The sequence below is a fragment of the Tatumella sp. UBA2305 genome, assembly GCF_002345795.1.
GTDB classification, from domain to species: domain Bacteria; phylum Pseudomonadota; class Gammaproteobacteria; order Enterobacterales; family Enterobacteriaceae; genus Tatumella; species Tatumella morbirosei.
Window position 1 is genome coordinate 770,148 of record NZ_DDVT01000015.1, and the last position, 12,735, is coordinate 782,882.

13 protein-coding genes and 2 pseudogenes are annotated in these 12,735 nt (G+C 46.3%); 10 read left to right on the top strand and 5 right to left on the bottom strand.

Annotation, left to right across the window (positions count from 1 at the left end):
* Positions 1-28: 28 nt before the first annotated feature.
* Complete coding sequence (proP, locus tag B3Z23_RS10010) at positions 29-1,537, bottom strand: glycine betaine/L-proline transporter ProP (RefSeq protein WP_294907586.1); 1,509 nt, start codon at positions 1,535-1,537, stop codon at positions 29-31.
* A gap of 479 nt (positions 1,538-2,016) precedes the next feature.
* Here proP and B3Z23_RS10015 point away from each other — a divergent pair, with 479 nt between their 5' ends.
* Together B3Z23_RS10015 and B3Z23_RS10020 are read left to right on the top strand one after the other, a co-directional pair.
* Positions 2,017-2,790, top strand: coding sequence for an enoyl-CoA hydratase/isomerase family protein (locus tag B3Z23_RS10015; RefSeq protein WP_294907589.1), 774 nt, complete (start codon positions 2,017-2,019; stop codon positions 2,788-2,790).
* Between the two features lie 73 nt (positions 2,791-2,863).
* The gene (locus B3Z23_RS10020) at positions 2,864-4,006 is read left to right on the top strand and encodes an alkene reductase (protein WP_294907592.1); all 1,143 of its coding nucleotides are present in this window, start codon (positions 2,864-2,866) and stop codon (positions 4,004-4,006) included.
* 97 nt (positions 4,007-4,103) lie between these two features.
* Here B3Z23_RS10020 and B3Z23_RS10025 read toward each other — a convergent pair whose 3' ends face one another.
* On the bottom strand, positions 4,104-5,021 hold the full coding sequence (locus B3Z23_RS10025; protein ID WP_294907595.1) for a LysR family transcriptional regulator: 918 nt from the start codon (positions 5,019-5,021) through the stop codon (positions 4,104-4,106).
* A gap of 103 nt (positions 5,022-5,124) precedes the next feature.
* On the opposite strand from B3Z23_RS10025, the gene B3Z23_RS10030 reads away from it, so the two are divergent.
* Positions 5,125-6,333, top strand: coding sequence for an MFS transporter (locus tag B3Z23_RS10030; protein WP_294907597.1), 1,209 nt, complete (start codon positions 5,125-5,127; stop codon positions 6,331-6,333).
* A gap of 125 nt (positions 6,334-6,458) precedes the next feature.
* Here the strand turns inward: B3Z23_RS10030 and B3Z23_RS10035 are convergent, their stop codons facing one another.
* Positions 6,459-7,349 (bottom strand): LysR substrate-binding domain-containing protein, encoded by an 891-nt coding sequence (locus B3Z23_RS10035; protein ID WP_294907600.1) that lies wholly within the window; start codon positions 7,347-7,349, stop codon positions 6,459-6,461.
* Between the two features lie 151 nt (positions 7,350-7,500).
* On the opposite strand from B3Z23_RS10035, the gene B3Z23_RS10040 reads away from it, so the two are divergent.
* Positions 7,501-8,202: a sulfite exporter TauE/SafE family protein gene (locus tag B3Z23_RS10040; RefSeq protein WP_294907727.1), complete on the top strand. Its 702-nt coding sequence runs from the start codon at positions 7,501-7,503 to the stop codon at positions 8,200-8,202.
* A 306-nt stretch (positions 8,203-8,508) separates the two neighbouring features.
* Here the strand turns inward: B3Z23_RS10040 and B3Z23_RS10045 are convergent, their stop codons facing one another.
* Entirely contained in the window at positions 8,509-8,745 is a 237-nt protein-coding gene (locus B3Z23_RS10045) for a DUF4282 domain-containing protein (RefSeq protein ID WP_294907603.1), read from the bottom strand.
* Positions 8,746-9,080: 335 nt separating this feature from the next.
* Positions 9,081-9,221, bottom strand: a pseudogene (locus B3Z23_RS10050) (NADP-dependent isocitrate dehydrogenase); the annotation flags it as partial.
* Positions 9,222-9,425: 204 nt separating this feature from the next.
* Here B3Z23_RS10050 and B3Z23_RS10055 point away from each other — a divergent pair.
* The 6 genes and pseudogenes from B3Z23_RS10055 (at position 9,426) to B3Z23_RS10080 (ending at position 12,532) form a co-directional block, all read left to right on the top strand.
* Positions 9,426-9,872: an STM2901 family protein gene (locus B3Z23_RS10055; protein WP_294907606.1), complete on the top strand. Its 447-nt coding sequence runs from the start codon at positions 9,426-9,428 to the stop codon at positions 9,870-9,872.
* Complete coding sequence (locus tag B3Z23_RS10060) at positions 9,866-10,192, top strand: DUF1493 family protein (protein ID WP_294907609.1); 327 nt, start codon at positions 9,866-9,868, stop codon at positions 10,190-10,192. Before B3Z23_RS10055 ends, B3Z23_RS10060 begins: the two co-directional genes overlap by 7 nt.
* Positions 10,185-10,535 (top strand): DUF1493 family protein, encoded by a 351-nt coding sequence (locus B3Z23_RS10065; RefSeq protein WP_294907612.1) that lies wholly within the window; start codon positions 10,185-10,187, stop codon positions 10,533-10,535. The genes B3Z23_RS10060 and B3Z23_RS10065 overlap by 8 nt, the downstream gene beginning before the upstream one ends.
* Positions 10,536-10,574: 39 nt before the next feature.
* Positions 10,575-10,885, top strand: a pseudogene (locus B3Z23_RS10070) (tyrosine-type recombinase/integrase); the annotation flags it as partial.
* Positions 10,886-11,303: 418 nt separating this feature from the next.
* Positions 11,304-11,714 carry an MltR family transcriptional regulator gene (locus tag B3Z23_RS10075; protein WP_294907614.1) on the top strand — a complete coding sequence of 137 codons (411 nt, stop codon included), beginning with the start codon at positions 11,304-11,306 and terminating at the stop codon, positions 11,712-11,714.
* A gap of 8 nt (positions 11,715-11,722) precedes the next feature.
* Positions 11,723-12,532 carry a DUF2971 domain-containing protein gene (locus B3Z23_RS10080; protein ID WP_294907617.1) on the top strand — a complete coding sequence of 270 codons (810 nt, stop codon included), beginning with the start codon at positions 11,723-11,725 and terminating at the stop codon, positions 12,530-12,532.
* The last annotated feature ends 203 nt before the right edge of the window (positions 12,533-12,735 follow it).

Sequence of the window (12,735 nt, forward strand, 5' to 3'; positions counted from 1 at the left end):
GCCGTCCGGAGACAGCGGTTAGTCTGGTTTAATGAGTGATATCCGGATGCTGGTCGACTAAATTACGACGTTTAATCTGCAACTGTTCAATTTGCTCATCAATATCTTCGATTCGCTGTTCAATACCATCATGGTGTTCCTGCAACAGTTCTTTCGCTTCTTCCAGCGAAGAAGCTGCCGGAGTGCCTCCATAAAGCGGTTTGTTGGCAGTCTCGCGCATCGAAAGACCGGTCACCACCCCAATAACACCCACCACCATCAGGTAAAAAGCCGGCATATACAGATTGCCACTCACCTCTACCAGCCAGGCGGTCAGCGTCGGGGTGATACCCGCGACCAGGATAGAAATGTTATAGGTACTGGCCAACGCACTGTAACGCACCTCTGTCGGGAACAATGCAGGCAGAGTCGCCGCCATCACCCCAATCAGGCAGTTCAGTATCACCGCCTGAATTAACAACCCGAAAAATAACGCCGGCAGACTGTTGTGTGTGATCAGCATAAATGACGGAATGGAGAAGACGACCATTGCGATGCTACCGATAACGATAAACGGACGACGACCGAACTTATCACTGAGCAGGCCCATCACCGGCTGGACAAACAGCATTGCCAGCATAATCACCACAATAATCAGTACGCCCCTGTCTTCAGAGTAATGCAGATCGTGGGTCAGGTAGCTCGGTACGTAGGTCAGCAGCATGTAATATGCGACGTTCGTGGTAATCACTATACCGATACAGGAGACCAGGTTACGCCAGTGTTTGCGGGCCACTTCTTTAAACGGCACTGACGGACCTTCGCTCAGTCCTTGTTTCGAGCCTTCTTCCAGTGAATCCACATGTTTCTGGAATGCCGGAGTCTCTTCCAGAGCATGACGCAGATAAAGGCCAATTAATCCCAGCGGTAATGCCAGGAAGAACGGAATCCTCCAGCCCCATTCGTTAAAGGCTTCCTGCCCCAGCATAGTGGTCAGCAGTACGACAATTCCGGCGCCACACACAAACCCCACCAGTGAACCAAAATCCAGCCAGCTCCCCATAAAACCGCGTTTTCGGTCCGGGGAGTATTCGGCCACGAAGATCGACGCACCGGTATATTCGCCACCGACAGAAAACCCCTGCACCATCTTAGCGATTAACAGCAATACCGGCGCCCAAAAACCGATAGTGGCATATGAGGGAATTAAACCAATACAGAAGGTACTGAGAGTCATCAGAACAATGGTGGTCGCCAGTATCTTTTGCCGGCCATATTTATCGCCCAGCACCCCAAAGAACATCCCACCTAACGGACGAATGATAAAAGGTACCGAGAAAGTCCCCAGAGCAGCAATAATCTGGATAGCAGGAGAGGCGTTAGGGAAAAACACTTTGCCTAATACTGTCGCCACATATCCATACACTCCAAAGTCAAACCACTCCATTGCATTACCTAATGCGGCCGCCGTGATGGCTTTTTTTAGCCGGGCGTCATCGATTATCGTGACGTCCTTTAGCCGCATTGGTTTAACTTTTTTACGTTTTATTTTTAGCATTTTTTTTCCTTAAAACATAAACACCTTAATTATCACCTACCTATCAAGGATAGGCTAAACCGGTGAGGTTTCAAATTTGGAGTTATTATTTAAGAAAAAACACCTCCGAATGTGGCCCAACTGCCGGCAAACCGGAGAATATTCTACTCTGCGACATAATATTGAAATGGCAAACTCATTGGTATTTCCCCGTTTTATCCGCATGAACAACCCGGATAGTTGCAGGCACTGTAACTGACGTGAGATCAGCCACATTTGTGGGTTTCACCCAACACTGTGGTTCGTTAGCTCCTTAAAACATCTGATTACGCAAAGACAATGCCTGGTACTGCAGGGTTACTCATTGAGCTTATCCATTCATATCATTCCATTTTGGAATATAAATTATATAAATCAGAGCCGATCCCTTTTCATCAGGAATAGCATATTGTGATTCCACCCTCGGGCACTCCGGCCCGGACGACTTAAGGAATATTGCCATGTCAGCATTTGAAAACTACCGTAGCGTCTTCGCTAACGCCCGTCTGACCCGAAAAGAAAACGGAGTCCTGGAAGTTAAATTTCACACTGACGGTGAAAAACTGGTGTTCGACGGCCATACCCACGAACAGTTCGTTGAGTTGTTCCATGCCATTGGGGAGGATCGTGATAACCGTGCAGTGATCCTGACCGGTTCCGGCGATGCTTTTATGGATGCCATTAGCCCTGAGGGTTTCGATTTTTTCACCCCCTCCGGATTCGACAAGATCCTGCGGGAAGGGAGAAAGGTTCTTAGCAATATTCTTGATATTGAAGTGCCCATGATCACCGCGCTCAATGGCCCGGTGCTGTTGCACAGCGAATATGCTCTGCTGACCGATATCATACTGGCAACGCCGGAAACCGTATTTCAGGACAAACCTCACTTTGAGTTCGGGATAGTACCAGGCGATGGTGTCCATATCCTGTGGCCGGAGGTGATTGGCTCTGTTCGTGGCCGTTATTTTCTGCTGACCCGTCAGCAACTGGATGCAGAAACCGCCAGACAATGGGGAGTGGTTAATGAAATTGTTCCTGCAGACAAACTGCTGGCACGAGCCCATGAAATTGCAGACGGGATTGCTGCCCTGCCACCACTCACCTCGCGCTATACCCGCATCGCACTGACACAACGAATGAAACGCTTACTGGAGGAAGGTATTGGCTATGGCCTCGCACTGGAAGGGATCAGTGCGGCCCAGGTTGCCCGCAATATGGCACAGCAAGAATCCTGAAACGGTTAAATGACCCGGGACCCAACATTCACAGGGGATCCGCACTGACATTCCCCACAGTTACGGAGTATTAATGATGAAAAAATTACTGTCGGCAGCCGGTGCCGGTAAATTGCAACTCGAACACCGCGTCGTCATGGCCCCTGCCACCCGAATGAGAACGGAACCGGGAGGAGTGCCGGGAGAACTGATGACGGAGTACTACCGTCAGCGGGCCAGCAAGGGTGGACTGTTGATTGCTGAAGCGACAGCGATATCGCCTTACGCTAATGCTTATCAGGACGCCCCCGGTATATTTACCGACCAACAACAGGCCGGATGGAAACGACTGACCGATGCTGTTCATGCCCGTGGCAGTCAGATTATTTTGCAACTCTGGCATCCGGGCCGGCAGTCACTACCTGAACTGTCCGGAGGACAACAGCCTGTAGCACCTTCCGCTTTGATTGCCAAAGAAACCTACGGTGTGGTGAGAAATGCACAAGGGGGTTATGAAGGAAAATTATTTCCACAACCACGGGCACTGGAAACCACCGAAATTCCACTACTGATGAATGAATTGCGTCAGGCGGCTAAACGGGCGAAAGCCGCCGGCTTTGATGGTGTTGAACTGCATGCCGCGAATGGTTACCTGCCTGAGCAATTCCTGCTGGATGGCAGTAATCTGCGTACCGATAACTATGGCGGTAGCCCGGAGAATCGTGCCCGCTTCCTGCTGGAATCTGTTGAGGTACTGATCGGAGAATGGGGCCCCGGCCGGGTGGCCGTTCGTATTTCACCCAGCGGTATTTACGGTGATATGCATGATAGTAATCCGCAAGCCATCTTCCGTTACCTGGTAAGCCAACTGAGCGCTTATCCGCTGGCCTACCTGCATATTATTGAGCCACGGATTGTAGGACCGGAAGATAAATCGACAGACCATTATGCGGAGCCGGTTGCCAGTCACGATCTCCGACCTTATTACCCGGGTACGATTATCGCTGCCGGAGGATTCAAACCGGAGGATGCGGAGAAAATGCTGCAAAGTGGCGATGCTGACCTGATTGCTTTCGGCCGCCTGTTCACATCGAACCCGGATCTGCCTGATCGAATCCGCCACAGTCATCCACTGACCCACTACCAGCGCGAGACTTTTTTTGGTGGTGATGCCCATGGCTATACTGATTTTCCGACATTTCATGATGCCACTGAGGCAACCGGGCGCCAGGGCTGAGAACGTTGCTTCCCCTGCAGAATATTGCAGGGGAAAGCTTCCGGAAATACAGCATTAAATAACGAAACCCGACACTGCGTTACGAAATCCAGTGACTTCAGGGGGTTAACGGCGGCGGGTTTAGTTGCTTATGGATAAAATCAATCAGCGTTCTGATTTTAGCCGGCAGAAAACGACGGTCTGAATAGAGTGCCAATAACTGCAAAGGAGCCGCCTTCTGTTGAAACTGAATCTCAGTTAACTGTCCATCGTCGATATAGGGTTGGCAGGCTTGTTTAGATAAAATTGCAAAACCGACACCTGCCAGTGCAGCCCGCCCTGCCATCTCTCCACTGTTGACCCGATAATGTCCCCTCACCCTGATGGTCTCAAATCTCCCTTTTTTATCCACAAACTGCCAGGCGGCACCTTGCAGAGCAGTGACCGTAGAGATACAGGGTAATTGTTCGAACTGCCGGATATCAGACGGAGTACCATAACGCTGAATGACGGAAGGCGCTGCCACAATAGTGCAGGGAATAGTCAGCAGATGGCGGGCGATATAGTCACTGTTATCTAACTGGCCGCGAGTCACAATGATGGCTAAATCCAGGTCATCCCGCAGGGATTCTAACCCTGAGAGATTTGTGACACAGCTTATCTCCAGTTCAGGGTACTGACACGCAAAGTCAGCGATCACCGAACCGAGCAATGCGGGACCTAATTCATTGGGGATACACAGACGTAGCGGCCCTCTGAGTTGCAATTGGCGCATTGTCAGTTCTGTCTCAGTCTGCTCCAGAGTCTCCAGTAAGGGTACCGCCCGGCTATACAGCAACTGGCCGGCCTGGGTAAGTTTCATATGTCGGGTACTGCGCTCAATCAGCTGAAGATTGAGCTTTTCTTCTAACTGAGAAATACAACGACTGACATTCGAGGTCGGCATTTCGAGGAATTTTGCTGCACCTACAAAACTTTCTTTTTCAGCAACCGCAATAAACACGTTAAGGCTGTTAAATTCAAGTACAGGACGCATCAATTATCCCGGGTTTGATAACAATATGCACCATTTTTAGCATATAAACATCATCGACGATAGCAGTTAGACTTAGCCCACTTTCACTCACAGGTTAACTGTTATGCCCCTGCTTACAGAAACAATGGATTATAAAGCGATAATGCGACTGGCCATGGTTATAGCTTTTATCCAGTTCGCTAATGCACTGGAGTACATGGCTTCAACACCGGTTTTTGCTTTTATGGCAGACACGTTTTCAGTGCCTGTCTCCTTTTCCGGTTATGCCTCCGGACTCTACACCCTGGGAGCCGTCCTTTCCGGCATCGCTGCTTTTTACCAGATTGACCGGGTTAATAAAAAACAATTCCTGCTGATGAATATGTTGTTACTGGCAGCAGTCACTTATTGCGCCACACTCACAACGCATTTTGGCACTTTGCTGGCACTACGATTTTTCGCAGGTGTTGTGGGTGGCACTACGATGGGAGTAGGGATCAGTATTCTTATCAACTGCGCTCCAGATAATTTACGTGGCAAAGTCCTGGCTACTGTCATTGCCTCGTTTCCGATGGTCAGTATTGCCGGAATGCCAGCGGTGTTATTTTTGTGCACTCACTACGGCTGGCATATTGCTCTGTGGTCAGTCAGTGTACTTTGTCTGTTTTGTTTACCTTTAATCATTTTTATCGTACCCGGCGATACACCTCCGTCTGGCAGCCGGAACAAGATTGCAATGGATACACAGACCCTCGTTTTCGCCTCCTGTACGGCAGTGGTCCAGTTCAGCCCGATGCTGATTATTCCTGTTCTGACTCCATTACTGATGCAGTTTATGGGAGCGCAGCAACAGCAGTTACCCGGCTTGTTCCTCACCGGAGGAATTGTCGGTTATCTGTCAACCAAAATGACCGGTATCCTGACCTCGCGTGTCTCTGCCTTGACTCTGGCAATCGGGTCAACGCTGTTATTTGCCGCCAGTTTACTGATTCCTGCAACGGGTTCCGACAGTGCATTGTTATTTATCAGCTTATTTCTTGCAGCCTCTTATAGCCGGCTGGTTGTCGCTTCGGCATTGATAGTTCGCTATCCTGATAATCAACAACGCGCCGGTTTTTCATCACTACAGACCACCCTAATGTTCCTGTTCACTACCCTCGCCTTCTTACTGTCTTCTTTGTTGCTTCCTGACGCGCAAATAACAGGACAACATCTGAACCGGTTATTGATTGTCAGTACATTATCCGCCGGTGTTTTTCCTTTCATGGTGATCATGCTGCAAAACAAACTGGCTTACCGGGCTCGCAATGCGGAACATCCCGGAATTGATTAACCCGCGGTCTGTTTAGCGGCTAAAAGGATATCGTTGTATAGCAGGATTTGATTCGGAAAACTGATATCCTAAAGAGGGTATGTATGACCCGGCTGTACCTGCTGAGCCGGGTACCCTCTGACATTTTATAAATTATCTGTTCTGAGAAAGTCGATTAACCCTGCCATGCCCGGGCTCAGTGATTCCGCTGTTTTATAGCAAAGACAGATCCGTCGCCGTGCCCATGGGTCGTTTAACGGCAAAGTATGGTAGTTAAATTTTTTTCTGAAGCGTTCTGCTAGAGAAACAGGAATGACAGCAACCCCCGTCCCACTGCTGACCATCTCACAAACTCCTTCAAAGCTGCTCATTCTGATGCGATAAAACAATGAATGACCCAGCCTGCGAGCATGATCACTGACGTGGTCCTGTAGCGCACTCCCCGGGTAAAGGCCAATAAAGGGCTCACTGATTACGTCCTGCAGAGTGACATTATCCCTGAATCTCAATGGATGAGTCGCAGGCAGGATAAGGGCAAGCCTGTCATCTGCTATGGGATCGAGCATAAGTTCACCGGCATTGACCGCATCCGAGACCAGACCGGCCTCTGCGATACCCCTGCTGATGCTGTTAATAATATCTTCACTGGTCCGCTCTTCCAGTTCAATGGTCACATCGGGATGTTCTGACAGCCAGCCGGCCAGCCTGCCCGGCAGAAAACTGGCCATTGCCGAAGTGTTGGCATATAACCGGATCTTCCCTCTGGCACCTTTGAGATAAGCATCAAGTTCGGTTTTAAGCCGCTGGTGTCCGGCAAGGAGTTCGCGTGCATGGCCGACCAGTATCTCACCCGCCTCCGTCAGGCTGACTCCCCTGGGATGTCGAAAGAATAGTTTTGCCCCGCTATCTTGTTCGATACTTTTCAGTCTCTCACTGGCCGAAGCCACCGCCAGGCTGGCAGATTGAGCGCCCCCGGTAATGCTCCCCGCATCAGCGATACAGACGACCAGTGTTAAATCGGAAAGATCCAGTCTCATACGAAATCACCTGACTCTTCGGAATATCCGAAGCATGGTGCACTAAAACCAGATTGTCCACTCTGAGCAGAGATGCTTGAATCACTTAACCTCTTTTATCAGGACAGATTTCGTGGACGAACAACGGTATCTCTATCTACTGCTTATCTTTATGCTCGCCGGCTTTGTTAAAGGTGTGACCGGAATGGGCTTGCCCACGGTGGCGATGGGTCTGCTGGGACTATTTTTACCTCTTCCTGTCGCGGCAGCACTGCTGGTTGTTCCTTCTTTTGTCACTAACCTACTGCAGTTGTTTTCAGGACCGTCAGTGAGGCTGGTTTTCCGGCGTTTGTGGCTGATGATGCTGCTGATTGTGGTGGCTACGGTGGCTGCGTCTTCCCTGATATCCCGGATGAATCCTTCCTGGTCTGCATTTAGCCTGGGGGGCGCTCTGATTATTTACGCAATATTTGCGCTAATCTCACCCTCGTTCACCATTTCACAGACCCGGGAAAAATGGCTGGCGCCGGTCATTGGGGGTATCACCGGAATAATCACCGGAGCCACTGGGGTGTTTGTGATGCCGGCTGTTCCCTTTCTTCAGTCGCTTCGTTTCAGTAAAGATGAACTGGTGCAGGCACTTGGTTTGTCATTTACCGTTTCGACCCTGGCGCTGGCCACCGGACTTTATCTGAATGATGTTTTCAGAGTCGGGCAGTTCTCATTGTCCTTTTTATCCCTGTTGCCAGCGCTGACCGGAATGTGGATCGGACAGAAGGTTCGGGCACGTATCAGCGCCGGGCGCTTCCGGCAGTGCTTTCTTCTGTTCCTGGTACTATCCGGGCTGGAGTTAATTTCCCGACCGTTTGTCTGATTTAACTATCTGGTAAAAAGGGAACGTTTTCTGCCTGGACTATAGCATCAGCGATGCTTTGATCCGGCACCGGGCAGGAGTTATTTCGACGGCAACCGATTTTCCAGTTCATTGTGTCCTGTCACGACCTGAAAGATATTGGCTGACCATAACGAGTAACTTTTCGGAGGAGTATTTTATCTTCGCCAGTTAACACTGCACCTTAAACCTTACTCACTGGATTATTCAGGTATAAGGTGCAGTCCGTGACAAGTGAAAAGTCCGAAACAGCAATAGCCTCTCACAGGGTATATTTATCTGAAATCACTATAGCTGTCGTTTTTCAAGTGCCTCAGCTATCCGCTTAAGGTATTCGTTATTTTTAAAGTTAACGATAACACATTCAAAGAACACCCTGCTAAAAACAGCGATGACCAGTAAAACAATGGCTTCGCTCATTTTACCTTTAGACAGATTAATAAATGCGCCAATTAAGGATAATACCAGAGTCAAGGCATATAATATTGTAATTATCTGAGGTGTGATTAATTTATTAAATCCCACAATAAAATCCTTTTTGAAGTGATGGAGATTACTCTTATATCACTGCCATCAGTATACATCCATCGATATCTGTCAGTATAAATCCGCACCTCACAATACCCCTAACGAAAGGCTTTGCTAAATGCTAAAACTGAGACCCGGTGTTAGCAGAACCAGGGCTATATAATAGAAAGATTTCTGAACATCGTTTTCCTGTCACCCCATTTATCCAGAGCCAGAGTGCAAGTAAATACAATAATATTACTCTTCTCAGCATCACCTTTATGACATTACAAAAAGGTTGTAACCATCGTTACAGGTAATTACATATTAGCGGTAATCGTATCACCAAACTCTTAAGAGTTCAGCAGCTTAGCGCCGTCCATCAGACGTTCGAAGTCATAAGTAACGGTTTTAGCGGCGATGGCAACTTTCATTCCCTTAACAATCAGGTCGGCCGCTTCGGTCCAGCCCATATGACGCAGCATCGCTCTTGCAATATTGTGTTAATTATCTGAATTACAATAAATTAAAATTAAATTACGTGCTGTATTTAAGCGGAAAAAACACACTCAATCATGCTTTTAATTACAGATAGTTATCTTTCGTTTTGGGGAAGAAAAATGTTGGAAAAATTCCTATGTGACAAGCTGCGGGATTATTGTAGGGTAAAGCTGAACGTTTGAAGATAAGGAGATCATATGGATACGGTTGAACAACTCAATGGAACTTATTTTTATCATGGCATCCCTAACCTTTCAGCAGGTGAGCTTTATTTCTGGATATTTCTTGACGCGATACATACTCACCTTGGAATCTCTGATGTTGCGGCAGCAGCCGGTATAATACTCGGCCAACCAACACTTCCCACAAGAGGAAAATTTGCAGGGGCAACAAAAGGAACTTCTGTTGCGTCAAAAATGGCCAGGCAATACATTAACATTGAACTCCCTTTTCGCCTTCCGACTTTGACCAACGCGAGTTTTCGAACGTTAAAGCCCAAATTTGTTAACAATCTTGGTGCATTTGTCGGTCGTACAGTTCCTGTACTTGGATGGGTTATCGTAGCTTCGGACATCGCCATTATTATTTTCAAGGCCACAGCAAATTACAATCGTATTGCCAGGGGAAATGACCGGATATGGTGACTGATGAAGAAGTTCTGAGTTTTTTTCGGACTGAGTTACCTGTAGTTAAATCACTGTTACTGAAACCTGTTACGCTCAGTTTAGATAGTATTCTTCAGGAGTATGCAGAAATTGACGACCTTGCACCGACTATTGATAAATACTCAGTAGAATTTAATACTGATATTTCATCACTACACATAGATCAATATGTGCCCTGGATTATCCCGTGGTTCTTTCGCAGTTGGTTTACGAAAAGACCTGTAAAACAATTAAAAAGGCCGCTCACAGTTAGAATGTTCGCTGAGTCAGCCAGAGCGGGACGTTGGTTATATGAATAATCCAGCAGGGACGCAAGAGGACAAAAATATTGAGCACAGAGTTTATGAGCTGGTAAGGCCTTATGCCGGCATCTATCTGTTTAATCTAAAAAAGGTAGAGCTGAAACCTGACTCTGATCTGGATACCGATCTAAGTATTGACGAGACTGAAGTTGACGATCTGATGAATGACTTCTTCAGGGAGTTCAATGTCGAGCGGGGAAATTTCAAAATTGAAACTTACTACCCCTCTGCACCTTTATCCTGGAATCCCTTCAGGAAATCTCCGCCAATACCTGTCCCGGATTTCACTATCCGTATGCTGATCGAATCAGCAAAGGCTGGCCGCTGGTTGTATGATTAATCCGGTCGGGATTAAACAAGAAAATATTTGTAGGCATTTCTGCGGCAGGTAGTTGCCGAATGCCGGGATGCCGTACTGAGTAAGTACCTGGTCCATTTCCGTCACACCACCTCTCAAGCCACCCGTGGCGCCAGAGTGTCGGCCAACGCGATTACAACCACCTTTAAAAAAGCCAGGAACCGCTGCGGTATCACCTGGACAGAAGGCACCGCGCCAACTTTCCATGAACAGCGTTCCCTGTCTGAACGTCTGTACAGTGCACAGGGACTGGATACGCAAAACTGTTGGGACACAAATCCCAAAAAATAACCGAAAGATATAATGATGACCGGGGAAAGATTGGGTGGTAGGGGTGAGGTGCTTATGATACGGCAGTCCGCTATGAGCGAACAGCGGTCATTCCAAAACTTAACTGAAGGACACTCTTCTCATCAAGATTTGGCGCTTTTACTGCGCTGGCTACAACCTCTCTAACACGATATTCCAATGGAATATTTCAGTATTATTGCTTATTATATAATTAGCAACTTCCAGAATAGAATTGTCAAATTGCTTTAAAAGCAATAGGTTAAACAAAACTTAGACTTGAAAAATTATTTTGGATTTTCAGAGCTGGAACCGCTTCTCAGTATTTAAGTATGGCCACCCCTTGCCAAAGGTTAATTTAATGGGTAAAAAAAAATAACACCAGAAGTTGAAAAGTTAGGGCTCTTCTTAAAGGAATTTAATAAAGAATCTGATCGTGGGGCTGCTCTTCTTGCTGCCTCAATGTTGGATGAAATTCTACAGGAAATAATTGAAAGCTGGCTAATTTCTAACAGCTCAGCTAAGCAATTAATTTCTGGTTTCAACGCTCCATTAGGAACATTTTCGGCACGACTTAAAGCGGCACATGCCTTAGGGTTAATAATGGATCACGAATTTAATGAAATTAATTTGATTAGGAAGATTAGAAATGAGTTTGGACATGGATGGATGGATGTTTCTTTTGAAAGCCAAAACATAAAAAATTCATTGGATAAGTTACCTTGGCTTGGCCCAAATGATGTTATGCAAAGCCAAAAATCTAAGTTTTCATTTGCAGTAAGCATAATATTAATGGATTTGCTATATAGGGCTAGATTAGTAAAAAAGGATAGGATAGTAATGAAAGTGTGGCAGCACAGATCTAGAGGCTAATGTGAAGCATGATGATTTATAAATATAGAGCGATAAATCAAAGAACACTAGAGTTACTAATTAACAGGAAAATCTACTTTTCACCTCCTGCTGATTTGAACGATCCTCTAGACTGTTCTATTGATATAGAATCAGAATACCAAAAGATTGTTGAAAAATACAACAGGAATCTGAGCGAAGATTATAATAGAAAAGCCTTTTTATTACACATACTTAATGATCACCACAAAGACAATGAAGGCAATAATCTAAAATTAAACGTATTACTTGGTGAATTTATCCAAAGTCTTGGAGTTTTCTCTGCGTCAAAAAATGAACGAGACGCACTTCTCTGGTCGCATTATGGTGATTCTCACAAAGGAATTTGCTTAGGGTTTGATGAATCATTGATGTTAGACGAAAGTGTGTTTAAATCGGGTGATATAAAATATAGAGATACTCCAGTTTATCAAGAAATATTCGAGGATCTTATTGAAGAGTTAGGGACTTTTGTTCAACCTTGGAATCCGAACTCGAGTTTTCCTGCCGAAATGGGGGATAAGTTCTACACAAAGCAAATTCGTGTTTTAATGGAAGGTAACTTGCTAATTAAGTCATCCAAATGGGAATATGAAGAAGAGCACCGTCTTGTTAGAAATAAACATGGGCTTTTTCCATTTTCTCCGCAAGCCTTGCAGGAAGTTATTTTTGGAGTCAGAACACCCCAAAGTGACAAAGAAACAATAAAAAATATTTTATCTTTTCCTGAATATCAACATGTGAAAATGAAAAATGCGGTGAATCGACCTGGTAGTTTCGATTTTTCAATAGAGCCGTAATTACTTTGTGCACGCTTATATTGTATTTAATATTCCGCTAGGAAGATTTTTTCGCGGCGGAATAATCGATATATGGGCACTTATAAAGGGAGAGATTTTCCTCACTGTTCAACTCATCATTGCTTTTAGAACGTCCGCTTCTGGCACTAAGCGGACAAACTGAGAGGTAACTCCCAACTCTAGGGTAATCCCCCCTAAAAACC

Coding starts and splice junctions, on each gene's coding strand:
- proP (WP_294907586.1), bottom strand. CDS start 1,537: ATGCTAAAAATAAAACGTAAAAAAGTTAAACCAATGCGGCTAAAGGAC.
- B3Z23_RS10015 (WP_294907589.1), top strand. CDS start 2,017: ATGTCAGCATTTGAAAACTACCGTAGCGTCTTCGCTAACGCCCGTCTG.
- B3Z23_RS10020 (WP_294907592.1), top strand. CDS start 2,864: ATGATGAAAAAATTACTGTCGGCAGCCGGTGCCGGTAAATTGCAACTC.
- B3Z23_RS10025 (WP_294907595.1), bottom strand. CDS start 5,021: ATGCGTCCTGTACTTGAATTTAACAGCCTTAACGTGTTTATTGCGGTT.
- B3Z23_RS10030 (WP_294907597.1), top strand. CDS start 5,125: ATGCCCCTGCTTACAGAAACAATGGATTATAAAGCGATAATGCGACTG.
- B3Z23_RS10035 (WP_294907600.1), bottom strand. CDS start 7,349: ATGAGACTGGATCTTTCCGATTTAACACTGGTCGTCTGTATCGCTGAT.
- B3Z23_RS10040 (WP_294907727.1), top strand. CDS start 7,501: ATGCTCGCCGGCTTTGTTAAAGGTGTGACCGGAATGGGCTTGCCCACG.
- B3Z23_RS10055 (WP_294907606.1), top strand. CDS start 9,426: ATGGATACGGTTGAACAACTCAATGGAACTTATTTTTATCATGGCATC.
- B3Z23_RS10060 (WP_294907609.1), top strand. CDS start 9,866: ATGGTGACTGATGAAGAAGTTCTGAGTTTTTTTCGGACTGAGTTACCT.
- B3Z23_RS10065 (WP_294907612.1), top strand. CDS start 10,185: ATGAATAATCCAGCAGGGACGCAAGAGGACAAAAATATTGAGCACAGA.
- B3Z23_RS10075 (WP_294907614.1), top strand. CDS start 11,304: ATGTTGGATGAAATTCTACAGGAAATAATTGAAAGCTGGCTAATTTCT.
- B3Z23_RS10080 (WP_294907617.1), top strand. CDS start 11,723: ATGATGATTTATAAATATAGAGCGATAAATCAAAGAACACTAGAGTTA.